Here is a 17,961-nt window from a genome sequence, read left to right on the forward strand (position 1 = left end):
GCGCAGCGAGGTGGGTGTGAGTGCGGCTATGCTGGGTGGATGATCTGCCCAGTCTGCGCGCGACTTCGCGACGGGGCATCGGGGGAGTCATGCCAGGAATGTGGCAACGCCCTCGTGCCCGTCACCGAGCCGCACTTCGAGGCCCTCGTCAAGACGACGCTGTGGCGACACATCGCGTCCTGGCGCGACGGCGCGCTCATCGATGAGTCGACCGCGCTGCGGCTCGAAGGAACGCTGACGCCGGTCATCGCCGAGCCCGCGGTCGTCACCGCGCCGGAAGTCGTCCCCGTCGAGCCCGTCGCGCCGCCGCTGGACCCCGCCGCGCGCGTGGAGGCCTGGGCGGACGGTGTCGCCGCGTCGGTGCGAGGCGCGGAGGGTTGGACGTGGGGATGGGCCGGAGCGCTCGCGCGCTCGTTGGACAACGCGGCGAAGGAGGAGCGTGAGCAGGCCGCTCGCCGCAAGCACGGGGACCGCGACGCGAGCGAGGACGACCTGGGCTCCGCGCTGGGCTCGGGACAGTCGCTCTTCGCGCGGGATGCCTCTGGAGCGCTGGGCGGCGGGCTGGAGGCGATGGTAGCGCTGGATGCGGAGCCCGCGAGCTCGGCCCGGCTCAATGATTTCATCTGGTGGTTCCTCGGCGCGGTGCTGGTGCTGGGCGGCTCGCTCATGGGCGTGCGCGAGGCCTGGCAGGCGTTGGGCGGCGTGCCCCGGCAGCTCCTCGTGACGGGCGCGCTGTGGGGCTACCACGCGGCCTTCATCGGGCTGGGGGTGTTCCTGTCACGCCGCTCGTTGCCCGTGGGCCGCGTGCTGTCGGGCATCGGGCTCGCGCTGCTGCCCGTGGCCTTCATCGCGATGTCCTCGCTCGTGGGCCTGTCGCTGACGGTGGGCATTCCCGTGGCGCTCGGAGTCACGGCCATTGGACTGGTGCCGCTGCGCTCCGCGGGCCGGTTGCTGTACGGGACGTCCGCGTCGGCGCTCGCGCTGGCCCTGTTCCCGTCGCTGCTCGCGGGACTGCCGTTGATGGGGCTCGACGATGCGCCGTGGGCGCGTGTGCTCTGCGCGTCGGTGGGTGTGGTGGCCCTGGGTGCCACGCTGTGGCGAGGGCGGGCCGCGAAGGACGCGAGCACGGTGCTGGTGTCCGCCTGCGCCGCGCTCTATGGCGCGCTCTGGCTGGCGGTGTTCGCCGTGGCGAGCGCGCCCTCGGGCTTCGACGCGATGGAGCCGGGCGGCGCGCTGTTCGCGGGCATGACGCTCTGGACGCAGGGGCTCGCCACGGTGCTCGCGCTGGCCGCGACCACGGAGTTCGCGCGCGGGACGCATCCGCGACTGAGCGCGGTGGTCGAGACGGTGGCACACGCGGTGCTGTCCGCCGGGGCGCTCGCGGGCGCGCTGGGTGCGTTCACCCTGGGCGCCGGAGATGATGTTCAGGTCGCCGCCGCATCGGCGCTCGCGCCCGTGGTGGCCGCGGGAGTCTTCTTCCTGCTCGAGTCGCGACGTCGGGCCCTGGTCCATCCCGCGGTCATGGCCACGCTGCTGGCGGGTGTGCTGGTGGCGCGTGTCGTGGCGCCCACGGATGCGGGCTGGTGGGTGTTCGGCGGCGCCGTGGCCGCGTCCGGGTTGATGTTCGCTTCACGCAGGTTCGCGGCGGCGATGCTGAGCATCAAGCTGCTGACGTGGAGCCTGGTCGCCACGGTGGCGTCGATGCCGCTGGTAGCGCGCTTCGAGGGCGAGAGCACGCCGTGGCCGCGCGTCCTGACGGGGCTGTGCATCGCCCTGGTCGCGCATGTCACGGGCGGCTGGCGCTGGCGCGCACTGCATTACCTGGGAGGCCTGGCCGCGCTCTTCGGCGCGCTGGCCTTCGTGGATGGAACCCCGGAGCTGACGGGAGAGTGGAGCCGACTGGCGGTCTTCGCGCTGCTGGCCACGCTTTACGGCGTCGTGGGGCACGTGCAGCTCGCGTGGGCGAAGCCGGCGGCTCCGCGCGACGCGTTGTTGCCGCTGGATGACCTCTCGATGGTGCTGGCCTCGGCGGGCGTGGTGCTGTCCGTCGCCGTCTCGCCGGTGGTCCCCGAGCTGCTCTCGGGACTGCCTGGCACGGCGTGGCTCGCGCTGCCCACGGCGTGGGCGTCCGCGTGGTTGCTCCTGCGAGCGCGGCGGGATGAAACCCGGCTGGTCACCCTCCTGGCGGCGCTGGGTGTCTCGCTCGTCGTGTCGCAGGTGCTGGGGACCACGTGGGACTTCCAGTCGGCGCGGGCGGCGCTCGTCGCCGCGTCCGTGGCGTTCGGCTTCGCCGTCTTCGCGGCCCTGCGTCCTCGCGTGCCCGTGGTGACCGACGGGACGCCGCCCGTGCGCGGCTTCTGGGGACGGAAGGTGTTCGACCTGGTCCCCCTCCCCCTGGGAGCGCGAGGGCTGTCGCTCTACACGGACGGCTTCGCGACGGTGGCGCTGGCCCAGGCCATCATCGCGACCCTCACGTTGGCCCACTGGCTGACGCTGCCCTCCGACGCGGAGCGCGCGCTGTGCCTGCTCGCGGGAGGGATGCTCGCCGCGGTGGCGCTGCTGGCCTTCGTGTCGCGTGGGTTCGTGGACTGGCAGCTGCGCGGCACGGTGGTGGCGCTGGCGGCGATGGGTGGCTTCATCGCGCTGACGGCCATCATCAACCGCGCGGGTCGTCCGTTGCCTCCGGACATCGTGGCGATGCGCCATCCGCTCGTCGGAATCGCGCTGTGGGGTATTGCGCTGGCGACGCGGCGCTTCGGGCCGTGGGTGGCGGCGCGACTGGAGAAGCCCTCTCACGGGCCGCACTACCATCTGGTGCCCCACGCGGGCGTGCTGGCGCTGGTGTTCGTCCTGCTCAAGGGCGCGGTGCTCGTCGGCCTGCCGGACCCGTCTCGCGCGCTGGGCATCATCCCGCCGCTGATGGTGCTGGGCGCGGCGATGCTGATGTTGTTGCTCGCGCGCTCGTTCCGCTCGGTGCCGCTGGCGAACGTGGGGCTGTACCTGGGGATTCCAGGGGCTGCGCTCTGGGCGGCACGGCAGTCGCTGCTGGGGCCGTCGCTCGTGTCGCTGGCGCCACCGGATGGACAGTGGGTGCGAGCGGGCGCGGAGGGCTACCACTGGCTCCAGGAAGGCGCGTGGCTTTCGCCCGGGGACACGCTGTTCCTGCTGTGGCAGCGCGCGTTCGTGGGTATCGCGGCCGTGGGGCTCGTCTACGCCGCGGCCTCGATTCGTGGGCTGCCCGAGTCCTTCCGGCACCTGCTGCACCGTCGCGCGGTCACCACGGTGGTGCTCGTCAGTCTGGCGGCGCTCTTCCAGCCCGGGCTGACGGCGGCGGGGCTGGTCTTCGCCACGGGCGTGGTGCTGTTCGTCGGCGGGGCACGGACGAAGGGGCGCGGCGTCCTGGGAGTGAGCGTCCTCTTGCTGGTGCACGCCGCGGCGCATCGCGTGCCCATCCTCGAGGCCTGGCCGGGTCCGGTGCTCGCGCTGGTGGGGCTGCTCGTGGTGACGGTGGGGCCGTGGGTGGTGGCGCGGCGTGGGATGCCCGAGGGACCGGCACGAGTCCGCATCCAGCAGGCCATGATGGTCTACCTGGCGGCCGGTGGGCTGTACGCGCTGGCGGTGAACGGTGACACGTCGCCGACGTTCGCGGCGCTCAACCTCCTGGGAGAGGTGCTCATCGGCCTGGGGGGGACGTGGATGGTGTCACCGGCCTTCGCGGTGACGCTGGCGCTGTCCTCGGCGGCGGTGATGGTGGCTGCGCTCCGCTGGAAGGGTTCGTTCGCGTCACTCGTCGCGGCGATGGCGACGGGGATGATGGGGGCCACGGTGGTGGCCTCGGTGATGACGTTCTTCACCATCCGCGCGAGCCTGTCGGGCCCCTGGCTTCGCTATGACGACCTGTTCTCGGTGCATGGCGCGGCGCTGGCGCTCGCGGCCGCGGGAGCGGTGGCGGCGATGCAGGCGGCGCAGCGGTGGGCGCGGACGCGGCGGCTGGACATCGCGGGCGGGATGACGTGGGGGCGCGACGGGTGGCTGGTGACGAGCGGGCTGATGCTCACGCTCTTCGCCGTGGTGGGGCAGCCGTCCGACGAGGCGCTGAGGCTGGCCATCGCGGCCATCGGCCTGTCGGTGCTGGTGGCGCTGCACTGCGCCTGGGTGGAGCACACGGGGCGGCACGTTTACTTCGTGCAGCTCGCGGTGGTGGGCGTGTACGCGATGGTGCGGGCGCTGTACGCCTCCGGGCTTCGGGCCGAGCACGACGCGCTCTTCGCGCTGGCGCTGGGCTTCGTGTTGGTGGGCGTGACGGTGATGGCGCGGCGCGCGGGGGTGAAGCCGGTGGAGGCGGCGACGCGCAGGTTCGCGGCGCTCTTGCCCATCGGCATGGCGATGGTGTTGCCGGGAGAGGCGACGCGGGAGGCGGCGCTGCTCGCGGGAGGCTCGGGCCTGTTGTACGCGGCGCTGGGGGCGGTGGAGCGCAGTCGGATGTTCGGTGCCTTCGCGGCGGCGGCGTGCAACCTGGCGCTGCTCATCGCGGCGCTGGCCTTCGGACTGGAGGGGCTGGAGATCTACCTGGCGCCGCTGGGGTTGTTGCTGCTGATGCTGGGGCAGCTCTTCACGGAGAGCCTGCCGCACGCGGCGCGCAACACGGTGCGCATCCTGGGCGGGATGCTCCTGTACGTGCCGGCCGCGTCGAAGCTGGCGATGAGCGTGGGCCAGTCGCCGGACGGGACGTATGCGCTCGTCTTCGGAGGCGTGTGCCTGTTGGGCGTCGTGGTGGGCATGGCGCTGCAGATTCGCGCGTACCTGGCGCTGGGCACGCTGTTCCTCACGCTGGACGTGGTGGCGAACCTGCTCGACGCGGGCCTGAGGGACCATCGCATCGGCTTCCTGGTGATGACACTCGCGGGCCTCACGCTCATCGGCGGTCGCATCCTGACGACGATGAAGCGTCAGGAGTGGGAGCTGCTGGTGCGCAAGGTCCGCGTGGAGCTGCGCGGCTGGGACTGAGCAAAGGCGGCCGCTGTCACTCCACGGGCAGCGGCAGTCGCACCGAGAACGTCGTGCCCGCGCCCACGGTGCTCTCCACCGTGAGCCGGCCACCGTGGTTCTCCACGATGCCCTGGCAGATGGACAACCCCAGCCCCGTGCCCTTCCCTTCCGGCTTCGTCGTGAAGAAGGGCTCGAAGATGCGCTGCAGGTGCTTCGGGTCGATGCCCGTGCCCGTGTCGCGCACCGACACCACCGCCTCCTGACCTTCGCGCCGCGTCGAGAGCATCACCGAGCCGCCCGGCGGCATCGCGTGACACGCGTTGGTGATGAGGTTGACGAACACCTGCACCAGGTTCGCCCGCACCGCCGACAGCGGCGGCAGCTCCGAGTACTCCCGGTGCACGCTCACCCGCGCCTGCCCCACCACGTGCTCACAGAAGCCCACCGCCATGTCCACCACGGCGTTGAGCTGCACCCGCTCCGGCCGGTCCTGCGCCGGCCGCGCATAGCTGACCAAATCGCGCGTGAAGCGCAGGATGCGATGGCTGCTCTCCAGGATCTTCCGCAGCTTCTCCTGGTCCGCCGGGTTCGCCCCTGGTGTCGTCCGCGAGCGCTGCAACAGCGCATCCGCGTACGTGGCCACCGCCGTCATCGGGTTGTTGATTTCATGCACCACGCTGGCCGCGAGCTGTCCAATCGACGCGAGCTTCTCCGCGTGGATGATGCGCTTCTCCAACTCCTTCACCACCGTGATGTCCTGGCCGATGGCGATGACCCCCTCCACCTCGCCGTGGTGCGCCAGCATCGACGACGTGGCGAAGGACACCCGCACCTCGTGGCCCTCGCGTGACAACAGCCGCGTCTCGAAGCTGTTCACCGACTCGCCGCGAATCGCCGCCGCGATGACCTGCGACAAGCGCAGGTGCTCGCTCTCCGGCACCAGCCAGAAGATGTCCTTGCCCAGCACGTCTTCCTTCCGGAAGCCCGTGAGCGCGCTCAGCGCCTGGTTGAACACCACCACCTGCTTGTCCCGGTTGGCGACGAGGATGAGCGCGTTCGCCTTCTCCAGCAGGTCCTCCAGGTACTTGCGCACGAACGTCAGCTCGTCGATGAGCTTCGCGTTCTTCACCGCCACCGCCACCTGGCTGGCCAGCTGCAACAGCACGCGCTCGTCGTGCTGGACGTCCGCGTCCAGTCCCTCCGGGTACTCCATGTTGATGGCGCCGAAGAGCTGCCCGCTCGCCACCAGCGGCGCGCTCACGCCGTGCGTGCTCCCGACGAAGAGCAGCGGCACCTCGCCCAGCACCGTCACCCGCCCCGGCGGCAGCGCCGCGCGCCCCAGGTTCAGCTTCTCCACCGCGCGCTGCAGCAACACCAGCGGCTCGTGCGCGCCCTCCTTCAGCCGGCCCTCCGCGTAGAGCGACGTCAGCCCGCCCGTGCGCGAGTCGGTGATTCGGATGCAGAACGAGCGCCCGGGGAACAGCTCCTTCACCCCGCGCGCCACCGCGGCCACCAGCTCCTCCTCGCCTCCCGCCTCCGCCACGCTGCGGCCCAGGTCCAGCAGCACGCCCTCCGTGCGCGCCTGCTCGAGCAGCGCCCGCTCCGCCACCACCAGCCGGTTGCGCGCCAGCTCCGGGTCGTTCCTCGCCCGCACGGCGACCACGTCCCCCCGCCTGGACAGCGTCACCACCGCGCCCGGCTTCCCGGCGAACGGCAGCTCCACGTCGCAGCTCGAGTTGTCTACCGGCACGCCCACCGACGACAGCGTGCGCGCGACGTCCTCCACCGTGACCTGGTGGTCCGCGCAGAAGCGGTGGAAGGCCTCGTTGACCGCCAAGAGCCGCAGCGTGGGGTCACACAGCGCCACGGGCGCGTCGAGCGCCTCGAAGAACGCCTGGAAGGACTCGGGCCCTGGGCCGCTGGGGATGCGCATGGCGCGGGTCTCAGTCTTCATGGGAGGTCGCCTTGTCCAGGTCGAGAATCTGCTGCTCCCCCATGTAGGCCTTGGTCTCGTAGCGGGTGATCTTCCCAATCTTCCGGACGATCTCCGCCATGCGCTCCGCCTCGCGGTAGATGATGTCCACCGGCTTCCAGGCGAAGTCTTCTTCCTTCAGCTTGCGCTTGAGCAGCTCCGCGTACCCCATGACCGAGGTCAGCGGCTGATTGAGCTCGTGCGCCGCGGTGCCGGCGAGCGCGACGATGACGGCGCTCTTCTCGCTCTCCTCCAGCCGCGTCTCCGCGTCGGACAGCTTGCGCTCCAGCTTCATCCGGTCGCGCATGTCCGTGAAGATGCCGACGCTGAACGCCTCGCGCCCGCCCTCGTACACGATGGACGCCGTCATGTTCACCGGCACCCGCTCACCGGTGCGGTGCACCAGGTCCTCGCGCGTCAGCGACATGCGGCCCTTGCCGCCGTGCTCCGCCCCCCTGAGCGTGGCCATGATTCGCCGCGCCACGCCGGGCGGATAGAGCTGCTCCACGGTGAGGTTCGCCATCGCCTCCTGCGCGGTGTAGCCGCACAGCGCCTCCGCGCCCTTGTTGAAGAGGATGATGCGCCCCTTCAGGTCCGCGGCGATGATGGCGTCCACCGACGAGTCGATGAGCCGCTCCAGGAAGTCCTTCGTCTGGCGCAGCTCGTCCTCCAGCCGCCGCGCGTCGGTGACGTCGCGGAACGACAGGATGGTGGCCGCGTCCTCGTCTCGCAGCGGCGCCGCCGACATCGACAGCGTCAGCTTGCGCCCCGTGGCCGTGCACACCTCCACGTCCACGCCCGAGCGCGCCTCGCCGCGCGACGCCGCCGTCACCAGCTCCATCAGCACGCCGTCGTCCACCGGCTGCGTCACCTGGTGCAGGTGCCGCCCCCGGGCCTCGGGCGCCGGATAGTCCAGCATCGCCGCGCCGGAGGGGTTGAGCGACAGCACGCTCGCCTTGTCGTCGAGGATGGCCACACCCTCGCTGACGTGCGCGAAGAAGAGCTGGTAGGGCTTGAAGGACGCCGCCTGCTCCTCGGCCGCCAGGCGCGCCGTCTTCTCCGCCTCCGTCTGCCCGCGCACCAGCTGGAGCACCGACGCGTTGCGCAGTGCCACCGCCGTGGCGTGCGCCACCGTGGTGAGGAAGTCGATTTCGCGAGGCGTGAACGTCCGCCGCCGTCCCGCCGCGCGCAGCAGCAGCACGCCCCGCACCTCGCCTCGGATGGGCAGGGGCAGCGCGGCGATGGCGTGGATGCCCCGGGCCGCCACCGCGCGCCGCTCCACGTCGCCGAGCAGCGGATGCGTGGGCGCCTCCTCCATCACCACCGGGCGACCGGTGCGCACCACCTCGCGAATCTCCGGGTAGCGCGACAGCTCGATGCGCAAATCCTTGAGCGCCGGGTCATCGCTCGCCGCGACGATGACGCCCTCGTCCGCGTTGCGGCCGAGCATCACCAGCGTGGCGCGCGCGATGTCCAGCTTCTCCGCCAGACGCCGGGTGACGCCGTGCAGGAGCGCCTCCACGTCCGACGTCTCGGCGTAGTCGGCCGTCAGCTCCAACAGGAGCGACAAGTCCTCCTGACCGCGCTCCTGGGCCTCGCGCTCCAGGTGTCGTCCGGCGGCGCGCTGGAGGCGGAAGATGAGCTCGTGCGCGGCCACCGGCACCGTGAGCACGTCCGCGGGGCGCAGCGGCTCGGCGGCGGCGAAGCCCCGCTCGGTGGGCTCCACCAGGGCCACCAGGGTGACGTGCGAGGCGCGCGGTGAGTCGAGCAGGGCCTGGAGGTCCGGGCCACCGCCCAGCGCGGTGAGGTCCACCAGCACCAGGGCGGCGCCCTCCATGCCATCCACCACGCGCAGGCCGGCGCGCGCGGCGGACGCGGCCAGGAGCTCCCGCGCGGGCGAGGCCGGAGGCACCAGCGTGATGCCAAGAGCGAATTCCAACGGAGACGGCACGTGGAGGGTCGGGGCGGTAGGGGGGACGGTGCCCACTCTACACGCCCCGATGCCTCAGGGGCAGTCCGACTCGAATGCCCCCAGGTCGGGGGCCGTGCCACAGAAGGTCAATCCCAACCCCAGACCCGCGTTGCGACCCGCCGAGTTCGCTCCCAGACGGAAGTCCCCGGTGTCGATGTTGACGAAGGCCGGGGTCTTCTCCAACGAGCGCTTGTCCAGCCCCGTGCGAGAGCGCCAGTCCGCAAGCCCCGTGTCCGAGCCATCCACGTTGAACACGGCCGCCCCCGACGTGCGGAAGAAGAGGTTGCCGTCCATCACCGCGCCCGAGCGCCCCGAGCCCGCGCGCACATTCACCGCGCAGCCCGCGAACACGTTGTTGCGCACGTCCAGGCTGGCGCTCGGCCCGGTGTCGCCGTGGCCGAAGGTGAGGCACGGCCCCGGCATGTTCCACACCGTGTTGTGCTGCACCTTGACGTCGTGGGTGGTGTCCACACGGATGCCGCCGCCGTCCTCGCCGCCGCCCAGGCCGTCGCGGATGAGGTTGCGGCGGATGACGATGCGCGCGGGCGGCCCGTTCACCCGGTTGCCGCCGACGTTGATGGCGCGCCCGTTGCCGTAGAGCACGTTGTCCTCCACCGTCACGTCGGACGCGGACAGGTGGATGACGATGCCCTCGCCGCGCGAGGACGACGTGGCCTTGTGACCCCAGATGATGTTGTTGCGCAGGGTGACGCGGGTGCACGTCTTCACGTCCACGCCGTTCTCCCGGTTCTCGTGCAGCTCGTTGTCCTCCACGAGCAGGTTGTCGAACGGGGTGCCGGACACGGTGGCGCCGCCCTCGGGGCCGATGCACTGCACGGCGTCGCCCGAGTTGTGGTGGATGTCATTGCCGCGCACCACGACGTTCTTGGACGTCGTCTGGACGATGACGCCGTGGCTGTCGCTGCTGCCGCGGCTGAAGTTGGAGATGGTGTTGCCCTCGATGAGGATGTCGTGGGCCTTCTCCGACACGTTGAGCCCCGCGCCCGCGGTGCCGTTCTTCGCCACGCAGTCGCGCAGCACGCCGTGGTGCGCGGCGCTGCCCCGCCACAGCACGGCGAAGGTGGAGCTGCCCGCCGCGTCCAGCGTGAGCCCCTCCACGTTCCAGTACGCGCCGCGCACGTCCACCAGCGCGGACTCACCGCTGGGCTTCACCACGGGCGCGTGGCCCGGCGCCGCCTTCACGGTGAGCCGCTTCGCCTCCGAGCCTCCTCGCTCCTCCAGCTTGAGGCGCTCGGCGTAGTTGCCCGTCTTCAGATAGATGGCCTCGCCCGGCGCGATGAGCGTCAGGGCGCGCGTCACGGTGCGCAGGGGCGCGTTCTCGGTGCCGGAGGCGCTGTCGCTGCCGGAGGGCGCCACCCAGAGGATGCGCGTGTAGCTGGGCTTCGGCGGCTCGGGGGGCGGCTGCGGCTCTGGCTCCGGCGTGGGCTCTTGGGGGGTGGGGGTGGGTTCGGAGGGCTCCTCGGGGTCGGGCGAGGAGGGTTCGGGGGTGGGGTTCGTCGGCGTCGTGGGAGTGGTGGGCGCGGGTGGGTTCCCGGTGCCCGTCGAGGGTGTGCCGTCCGGAGACGGCCTCGAGCCCGTGTTCTGCGTCAGCTCGCTCTTGCCGTTGCAGGCGAGGAGGGCAAGCAGGGCCACGGAGCAGCAAGCCGTCATCAGCGGTAAGCGTTGGCGCATCCGGTCGGACTCCTTGTGTGGGTCGCGGCGTGTGGGGCGCTCGCGGGGACGGCCGCCAATCGGGGCTCGCGCCCTGTTCATTCCCCGAGGCAACGGCAAGCCAGGCTCGCCAGGCCGGAGGGGAAGAAGGCGAGAAACGCGATTCCAGGCGGTTGCGTGGAGCACGAAGAAGCCGTGCTGATGTTCGGACGGCCTCGGATTCGCCTCGCTATTTCGGCAGGTGTGCGGATGAAGGCGGATTCATTCCCGGGGCGGGAGCGCAGGCTTCACTCTGGGAGAAGCCCGCTCCGGGCGGGAGCGTGCGAGCGGGGGCGCGTCGTGAAGCCGGCCCTGACGAGCCGTGGAGTGGGGCCTTTCCCCGTGCGCGGGCCGGTGGGCCGTGCCATCTAGCGCGCGGGCAACACATCCGAAGGAGACGTCATGAACGTGCTGGTTACGGGAGCCACGGCCGGGTTCGGCCTGGCCATCGCGCGACGCTTCATCCAGGAGGGCGCGCGGGTCATCGCCACCGGACGCCGCACGGAGCTGTTGGAGAAGGTGCGCGCGGAGCTGGGGGAACGGCTGTTGCCGGTGACGCTCGACGTGACGGACCGCGAGGCGGTGAAGCGGGTGGTCGACGGGCTGCCCGCCGGGTTCGCCGAGGTGGACGTGTTGGTGAACAACGCGGGGCTGGCGTTGGGGTTGGAGCCCGCGCAGTCGGCGAAGCTCGAGGACTGGGAGGTGATGGTCGACACGAACGTGAAGGGGCTCATGTACTGCACGCACGCGGTGCTGCCCGGGATGGTGGCGCGCAACCGGGGGCACATCGTGAACATGGGCTCGGTGGCCGCGGACTATCCGTATCCGGGTGGCAACATCTACGGGGCCACCAAGGCGTTCGTGCAGCAGTTCAGCCTGAACCTGCGCGCGGACCTGCTGGGCACGGCGGTGCGAGTGACGGACATCGAGCCGGGGCTCGTGGGCGGCACGGAGTTCTCCAACGTCCGCTTCCGCGGTGACGACGCCCGCGCCGCGTCGGTGTACGCCAACACGCAGCCGCTGACGCCCGAGGACATCGCGGACACGGTGCACTGGGTGGCGACGCGGCCCGCCCACGTGAACATCAACGTCATGTCGCTGATGCCCGTGGCGCAGGCCTTCGGGCCGCTCGCGGTGAAGCGTCAGGGCTGAGCGGACTGGGGCCAGCCCGGAGTTTTCGTGCTCTCCGGGTCTCATACCCAATGAGTCCTCAGGCTGATTGAGGATGTCAGAGGTATGATTCATGCTGAACGGATGAACGAGGACATCCAGCACGAGGTCAGGGGTCGGGTTGCACGGGTGGTGGTGGAGTCTCATCCTGGGGGCGACATGAGTGACGAGTCGCCCATCGACAGGAGCCTCTACAAGGCGCTCGAAGAGCTTCCCGAGCATGTAGTGGGAGAGATCATCGACGGTGAGCTGCACGTCAGTCCGCGTCCGCTGCCTCCCCATGGACGTGCGGCAATCCGGCTGGCAATCGTGCTGAGTCCGTTCGAGCAGGGGCTCCGCAGGCGAGGCCCCGGGGGCTGGGTCTTCCTGCCCGAGCCCGAGCTGCATCTGGGGCCGAACGTGCTCGTGCCGGACCTGGCCGCGTGGCGACACGAGCGCATGCCAGAGCTCCCGCTGGTCGTGGGGATGACGACCGCTCCCGATTGGGTGTGTGAGGTCCTCTCCCCTTCGACCGCTTCCCGGGACCGGGGCGCGAAGATGAACCTGTATGCCCGCGCGGGCGTGAAGCACCTGTGGCTGTTGGACCCACGCCAGCAGCAACTGGAGGTCTACCGGCTGGAGGCCGGGCGTTGGACGCCCTGCGCCACGCACACCGGCGCCGAGAACATCCGGGCCGAGCCCTTCGCCGCTCAAAACATGAATCTCGGTTCACTTTTCGAGCGCTGACCCCTGCGCTCCCGCGCACCCTTGGGCTAGCCTCAAGGCCATGAGCGACTCGGAACGTCCGCCTCCTCCTCGGGGACTCCTCGCCCGGAGCCTGAAGCTCCTGGGCCACCTCACCCAGCCGGAGACACGCACGGGCAAGGTGTTCACCCGCGCCGAACAGGGCCTCACCCGCGCCCTCTCTCGCGTCGCCGAGAGCCCCACCTATCTGCGCGCCAGCGGCACCGTGATGCGCCAGGGCCTCAACGCCCGCATCCGCCGCAACAGCTTCGTCGAGGGCGCGCTGCGCACCCTGCGCCTGCCCACCACGTCCGAGGTCGAGAACCTCCGCGACCAGCTCCGCCGCGTGAACGACCAGGTCGAGGCCCTCGGCTCCCAGCTGGAGGTCGTCGTGGACCTGCTCCACAAACAAGAGGCCGCCTCCGACACCGCGAAGAAGCCCGGTGACGCGCCATGACCGCCTCCTCGCCCCAGCGCCTGCGCTCCTTCGTCACGGGCCAGCTCCAGCTCACCCGCGCCGTCGCCCACGCGCTCAAGGCCCGCCCCTTCAACCCGTACCCGTACCTCAAGCCCTTCATCGAGCGCGCGTCCGGCGTCCGTGAGCCGCCCGTCAGCGCCACGCCCCACACCGTGGTGTACACGCGCGGCAGCATGCGGCTGCTCCGCTACGCCGCGCCCCGCCGACGCCACCGCACGCCCATCCTCTTCGTCTATTCGCTCATCAACCGCTGGTACATCCTCGACTTCCTGCCGGGCCGCAGCCTCATCGAGCACCTCACCCACGAGGGCTTCGACGTCTACGCCATCGACTGGGGCGTGCCCGGCCAGGAAGAGGAGCGCCTCACCTGGTCCGACCTGCTCGGCGGGCTCATCCAGACCGCCGTGCGCTGGACGCTCCGGGTCAGCAAGAGCCGGGATTTGACGCTCTACGGCTACTGCATGGGCGGCACGCTCGCGCTCGCGTACACGTCGCTGTATCCCGAGGGCATCCGCAACCTGGTGGCGCAGGCCACGCCCGTGGACTTCAGCAAGGGCGGCGTCTACACACTGTGGACCTCCGCCAACCACTTCGACGTGGACTCGCTGGTGGACGCCTACGGCAACGTGCCCACGCCCGTGCTGGAGAGCGGCTTCCTCATGGTGGCGCCCGTGCAGCGCGTCACCCGCTGGCTGGAGGTGTGCCGCCGCATCGACGACCCCGACTTCGTCACCACGTTCCTCGCGATGGAGCGCTGGGGCGCCGACCCCGTGCCCTTCCCCGGCGAGGTCTATCGCCAGTACATCAAGGACTGCTACCAGCAGAACCTCTTCCACCAGGGACGCATGAAGGTCGGCGGAGAGAACATCGACCTGGGACGCATCCAGGCCTCCGTGCTCAACGTCATCGCCGAGCAGGACACCATCGCCTTCCCCGCCATGAGCGAGCCCCTGGTGAAGCTGGTGGGCACGAAGGACGCCGAGACGCGGCGCTACCCCGTCGGCCACATCGGCCTGTCCGCATCCAGCAAGGGCTCCACCCACGTGTGGCCCTCCATCGCCGAATGGATTGGCGCTCGCTCGAAAGCGATGGAGTCATGAACACCGCGTTCTCGAACAGGACCTCCGGCGTGCAGGTGCGCGAAGGCTCCCTGCGACTCAAGGACGGGCGACGGCTCGCCTACGTGGAGTCGGGCGACCTGGACGGCGTCCCCGTCTTCTTCATCCACGGCAATCCGGGCTCGCGCTACATGCGCCACCCGGATGACCGCATCACCCACGGGCTCGGCGTGCGCCTCATCACGCCGGACCGCCCCGGCTACGGCCTGTCCGACCATCAACCCGGCCGCACGCTGCTCGACTTCCCGAGCGACCTGGAGCAGCTCGCCAACGCGCTGGGCATCGGGCGCTTCTCCCTCTTCGGCGTATCCGCGGGTGGCCCCTACGCCGCGGTCTCCACGTGGCACCTGGACGACCGCATCCTCCGCGCGGCCATCGTCTCCGGCGCCTCGCCGCTCAAGCGCCCCGGGGGCATGGAGGGCGTCAATCGCGACTACCGCAACGCCTACGCCATGGCCGCCTGGCCCGAGTGGGTGCTGCACCCGCTGCTCGCGATGCATGACCGACAGGTGCGCGCGAACCCCGACCGCGCGCTCGCCGCGGTGATGGCCCACGCCTCTCCGGATGACCGTCGCGTGCTGTCCGACCCGCTCATCGCCGCGCAGGTGCAGGGCTGGCGACGCGAGGCCACGCGCAAAGGTGTCGCGGGCATCCGCCGTGAGGCCCACATCCTCGCGTCGCCGTGGGACTTCCCGCTCGAGGAGATTCGCCGCGACGTGGACCTCTGGTACTGGGACGGCGACAGCATCGTGCCGCCGCAGATGGGGCGCTATCTCGCCTCGCGCATCCCCACCGCCGTGCCCCACTTCCTGCCGGGCGGAGGGCACTTCTCCCTCTACTCGCACTGGCGCGACATCCTCACGCCGCTCGCGCGCGCGGGAGGCTGAGGCACCGCATGCACGGACTGACGCGGGCCTTCATCGAGGAGGAGTCGCACGGGCGGATGCAGCCGGAGATGCGCCTGCTGCTCGAGGGCCTGCGCGCGCTGGGCATCCCCACGGAGTGCTTCACCGCCAAGCGCCTGGAGCGGCGACAGCTCCCACTGACCCCGGACACGCTCGTCGCGGGCTATGTGCCCACGGTCCTGGGCGCCTTGAAGCAGCTCGGAATCGAGCCGCCCCCTACCCGGGACTATCCCTCCTGCCTCACGCCCTTCCTCCACCGCCGGTTGTGGAGCAGCACGGTGGGCGAGCTCACCGCGAGGGTGCTCGATGTCTCCAGTCCCCCTGTGTTCGCCAAGCCCCAGGGACGCAGGAAGCGCTTCACGGGGCACGTCTTCCAGAGCGCCGACGATTTGCTCTTCCTCGAGAGGGCGTCTCGGGCCACGCCGCTCCTCTGCTCGGACGTGGTGCAGTGGCGCACCGAGTACCGCGTCTTCGTGGCGCAGGGCACATCCGTGGGCATCCGTCACTACGCGGGGGACCCCACCGTCGCGCTCGACGAGGAGCGCGTGCGCGAGGCCCTTCGTCTGCTGGAGACCTCCGGGGAGGCCACCGCGGGCTACGCCGTGGACTTCGGCGTGCTCTCCTCGGGGGAGACCGCCCTCGTGGAGTGGAATGACGGCTTCTCGCTGGGCGCCTATGGCCTGGAGAGCGGGCCCTACACGGCGCTGACCCTCGCGCGCTGGCGCGAGCTGACCCGCTCGCGCGCCTCCCTGCCCTGACTTCGTTCAGTCCCCAACGCCCACCTTGCCTCCGGGAGCATCGGGCCCCAGCTTGGCCACCGGCCGGAGGACGAGCGGATTCACGGGGAATGAACATGGGACGGTGGCGGGCAAGCACGGCGGGGCTGATGCTGGGCATGTGGACCGTGCTCGGCTGTGGTGGGAGCGACGCCGCCATCGAGCCTCCTCCGCGCGAGGAGGAACCTCCTCCGCAGCCTCCCGAGCCTCCGAAGCTCGAGCCCGGTGACGCGCGGTGGACCGTCCACTCGCGGCTCCCCGGACAGCAGGAGGTCGTGGCCCTGGCCTCGGATGGGCTCGGCGGCCTGGTGCTCCTGGGCACCTCGCGGGCCACGGGCACCTCCGGTCCCACATCGGTGGAGGCGAACGGCACGTCGCTCGTGCTGTCGCATCACGATGGCGCGGGGCAGGTGCTCTGGACGCGGACCTTCACGGCCGAGCCCTCCTCCGAGGGAGGCCCCGCCATCGCGCACGCGCAGCTGTTGGGCATCGCCTCCACGGCGGAGCTCTTCATCGCCGGCAAGGTGGAGGGACGGCTGCGACTGGGCGAGACGCTCATCGCCGACAGCCACTTCGTGGCGAAGCTGGCCGCGGACGGCTCGCCGCAGTGGGCCCGCTCGACGGGCACGCTCAAGGCGCTGACGCCGGACATCGAGGGTGAAGTGGTGGTGGCGCACGGCCGGCTGGTCACGCGCTACGACGCGCGAGGCACCGTCCGGTGGTCCCAGGAGCTCCCCGCGATGTCCTCGGCGTCCGCCGTGGCGTTGGACCCGGATGGCGGCGCGGTGCTCGTGGGCCAGCGGCCCCTGGCGCCCTTCGAGAGCATCGGCTTCATCGCCCGGCTGTCACCCGTCGGCGAGGTGTACTGGGAGCTGGAGGTGGGCCCCGACGCACCGAACTTCACGCACGTCGCCTTCGCCGCGGACGGCGGGCTGCGCTTCACCGGCGACTTCGCGGGCACCCTGCACTGGGGTGGCTCCGTGCTCTCGCCCACCTGTGATGCGCGGGGCTGTCCGCGCGCCGCGTTCATCCTCGCGGCGGATGCGGCGGGACGCCCCCTGTGGGGACACGCGCTGATGGGCACGGCGTCGGCGGAGGCCAGCGGCGCGCGGCTCACGTCGGATGTGAAGGGCGGCACGGCGGTGCTCTTCCGTCATGGCTGCGGCTCGGAGCTGGCGCGACTCAGCGCCCGGGGAGCGCTGTCGTGGAGAGCCCCCTATGTCACCGAGCCCTGCGCGCCGGGGCTCCAGCTGCGGGACATCACCTTCCTGCCAGGAGGCGACCTCGCGAGCGCGGGCTCGTTCACCGGCACGCGGGCCTTCGGCGCCCAGGAGCCCTTCACCGCCGACGACACCGACACCTTCCTCCAGCGCCTGGTGCCGTGAGCCCCCGCCTCAGGCGGCGCGCGACTGCGCGGGGGCTGCGAGGTCCGCGGCAGGCTCGGGCTCACCGTCCGCGCCCAATACCAGGGGCTTGATGCCCAGCTTGCGCTCCACCAGCGAGTGGCCCAGGTAGATGAACGGCGTCAGGCCCACCGCCACGAGCACCTTCACGACGTAGGACGAGAGCACGATGCCCACGATGACCTTCGTGGGCAGCACGCCCGTCCACGCGACGAACTGCATCACCACGGTGTCGATGAGCTGCGACACCAGCGTGGAGCCCGTGGCGCGCAGCCACAGGAGCCGGTTCTTCGTGACGCGCTTGAGCAGGTTGAACAGGGCGATGTCCGTGAACTGGCCCACCAGATAGGCCGCCATCGACGCGACGAGGATGCGCTGCGAGCCGTCGAAGACGTTGTTGAACGCGCTCTCCACCGTGCCCTGGTAGTCCGGCGCGCGCGTCAGCGGCGCGATGGGCACCTGCACCGCGATGGCAATCACCGCGAAGGCGAAGATGGCCATGAAGAAGCCCACCCACGTGACGAAGCGGGCCGTCCTCTTGCCGTAGAACTCGTTGAGGATGTCCGTCAGCAGGAACGTCACCGGGAAGGGCAGGATGCCGATGGACATCACCGCCACCACGCCGCCCAGGTGCACCTCGAACAGCTTCACGGCGATGAGGTCTCCCACCACCAGCGCCGTGACGAACACCGCCGCCAGCACCACGAAGAGCTGCATCCGTCTGTCGAGCTGCATGGTGTCGCGT

At 70.9% G+C, this 17,961-nt stretch carries 12 protein-coding genes; 8 read left to right on the top strand and 4 right to left on the bottom strand.

Annotated elements, in window-relative coordinates; all coding sequences use genetic code 11:
* Positions 1 to 114: 114 nt before the first annotated feature.
* Complete coding sequence (locus tag K8625_RS12585) at positions 115 to 5,007, top strand: hypothetical protein (protein WP_223782842.1); 4,893 nt, start codon at positions 115 to 117, stop codon at positions 5,005 to 5,007.
* A gap of 16 nt (positions 5,008 to 5,023) precedes the next feature.
* On the opposite strand, the gene K8625_RS12590 is transcribed toward K8625_RS12585, so the two are convergent.
* The 3 genes from K8625_RS12590 to K8625_RS12600 all read right to left on the bottom strand — a co-directional run bounded on the left by K8625_RS12590 (position 5,024) and on the right by K8625_RS12600 (position 10,625).
* Positions 5,024 to 6,922: an ATP-binding protein gene (locus tag K8625_RS12590; RefSeq protein ID WP_223749710.1), complete on the bottom strand. Its 1,899-nt coding sequence runs from the start codon at positions 6,920 to 6,922 to the stop codon at positions 5,024 to 5,026.
* Positions 6,923 to 6,932: 10 nt separating this feature from the next.
* The gene (locus tag K8625_RS12595) at positions 6,933 to 8,798 is read right to left on the bottom strand and encodes a PAS domain S-box protein (RefSeq protein ID WP_255653490.1); all 1,866 of its coding nucleotides are present in this window, start codon (positions 8,796 to 8,798) and stop codon (positions 6,933 to 6,935) included.
* Positions 8,799 to 8,966: 168 nt separating this feature from the next.
* Positions 8,967 to 10,625 carry a nitrous oxide reductase family maturation protein NosD gene (locus K8625_RS12600; RefSeq protein ID WP_223749610.1) on the bottom strand — a complete coding sequence of 553 codons (1,659 nt, stop codon included), beginning with the start codon at positions 10,623 to 10,625 and terminating at the stop codon, positions 8,967 to 8,969.
* Positions 10,626 to 11,045: 420 nt separating this feature from the next.
* On the opposite strand from K8625_RS12600, the gene K8625_RS12605 reads away from it, so the two are divergent.
* From K8625_RS12605 to K8625_RS12635, 7 genes are all read left to right on the top strand, one after another.
* On the top strand, positions 11,046 to 11,795 hold the full coding sequence (locus K8625_RS12605) for an SDR family oxidoreductase (protein WP_223749609.1): 750 nt from the start codon (positions 11,046 to 11,048) through the stop codon (positions 11,793 to 11,795).
* Between the two features lie 84 nt (positions 11,796 to 11,879).
* Positions 11,880 to 12,539 (top strand): Uma2 family endonuclease, encoded by a 660-nt coding sequence (locus K8625_RS12610; RefSeq protein WP_370641906.1) that lies wholly within the window; start codon positions 11,880 to 11,882, stop codon positions 12,537 to 12,539.
* A gap of 40 nt (positions 12,540 to 12,579) precedes the next feature.
* Entirely contained in the window at positions 12,580 to 12,993 is a 414-nt protein-coding gene (locus tag K8625_RS12615) for a hypothetical protein (protein ID WP_223782843.1), read from the top strand.
* Positions 12,990 to 14,114 carry an alpha/beta fold hydrolase gene (locus K8625_RS12620; protein WP_223782844.1) on the top strand — a complete coding sequence of 375 codons (1,125 nt, stop codon included), beginning with the start codon at positions 12,990 to 12,992 and terminating at the stop codon, positions 14,112 to 14,114. The genes K8625_RS12615 and K8625_RS12620 overlap by 4 nt, the downstream gene beginning before the upstream one ends.
* A complete protein-coding gene (locus K8625_RS12625) occupies positions 14,111 to 15,019 on the top strand; it encodes an alpha/beta fold hydrolase (protein WP_223749605.1) in 909 nt (302 codons plus the stop codon). The genes K8625_RS12620 and K8625_RS12625 overlap by 4 nt, the downstream gene beginning before the upstream one ends.
* 8 nt (positions 15,020 to 15,027) lie before the next feature.
* On the top strand, positions 15,028 to 15,795 hold the full coding sequence (locus tag K8625_RS12630) for an ATP-grasp domain-containing protein (RefSeq protein ID WP_223782845.1): 768 nt from the start codon (positions 15,028 to 15,030) through the stop codon (positions 15,793 to 15,795).
* An 89-nt stretch (positions 15,796 to 15,884) separates the two neighbouring features.
* Positions 15,885 to 17,198, top strand: coding sequence for a PQQ-binding-like beta-propeller repeat protein (locus tag K8625_RS12635; RefSeq protein ID WP_223782846.1), 1,314 nt, complete (start codon positions 15,885 to 15,887; stop codon positions 17,196 to 17,198).
* A 9-nt stretch (positions 17,199 to 17,207) separates the two neighbouring features.
* On the opposite strand, the gene K8625_RS12640 is transcribed toward K8625_RS12635, so the two are convergent.
* A complete protein-coding gene (locus K8625_RS12640) occupies positions 17,208 to 17,951 on the bottom strand; it encodes a queuosine precursor transporter (protein WP_223749602.1) in 744 nt (247 codons plus the stop codon).
* Between the last annotated feature and the right edge of the window lie 10 nt (positions 17,952 to 17,961).

This window comes from Myxococcus sp. AS-1-15 (genome assembly GCF_020037055.1).
Classification (GTDB): Bacteria; Myxococcota; Myxococcia; order Myxococcales; family Myxococcaceae; genus Myxococcus; species Myxococcus fulvus.

Excerpts from the sequence above, each read along its gene's own strand:
- K8625_RS12590 (WP_223749710.1), bottom strand. The coding sequence starts at position 6,922 with ATGCGCATCCCCAGCGGCCCAGGGCCCGAGTCCTTCCAGGCGTTCTTC.
- K8625_RS12595 (WP_255653490.1), bottom strand. The coding sequence starts at position 8,798 with ATGGAGGGCGCCGCCCTGGTGCTGGTGGACCTCACCGCGCTGGGCGGT.
- K8625_RS12600 (WP_223749610.1), bottom strand. The coding sequence starts at position 10,625 with ATGCGCCAACGCTTACCGCTGATGACGGCTTGCTGCTCCGTGGCCCTG.
- K8625_RS12605 (WP_223749609.1), top strand. The coding sequence starts at position 11,046 with ATGAACGTGCTGGTTACGGGAGCCACGGCCGGGTTCGGCCTGGCCATC.
- K8625_RS12610 (WP_370641906.1), top strand. The coding sequence starts at position 11,880 with ATGATTCATGCTGAACGGATGAACGAGGACATCCAGCACGAGGTCAGG.
- K8625_RS12615 (WP_223782843.1), top strand. The coding sequence starts at position 12,580 with ATGAGCGACTCGGAACGTCCGCCTCCTCCTCGGGGACTCCTCGCCCGG.
- K8625_RS12620 (WP_223782844.1), top strand. The coding sequence starts at position 12,990 with ATGACCGCCTCCTCGCCCCAGCGCCTGCGCTCCTTCGTCACGGGCCAG.
- K8625_RS12625 (WP_223749605.1), top strand. The coding sequence starts at position 14,111 with ATGAACACCGCGTTCTCGAACAGGACCTCCGGCGTGCAGGTGCGCGAA.
- K8625_RS12630 (WP_223782845.1), top strand. The coding sequence starts at position 15,028 with ATGCACGGACTGACGCGGGCCTTCATCGAGGAGGAGTCGCACGGGCGG.
- K8625_RS12635 (WP_223782846.1), top strand. The coding sequence starts at position 15,885 with ATGAACATGGGACGGTGGCGGGCAAGCACGGCGGGGCTGATGCTGGGC.
- K8625_RS12640 (WP_223749602.1), bottom strand. The coding sequence starts at position 17,951 with ATGCAGCTCGACAGACGGATGCAGCTCTTCGTGGTGCTGGCGGCGGTG.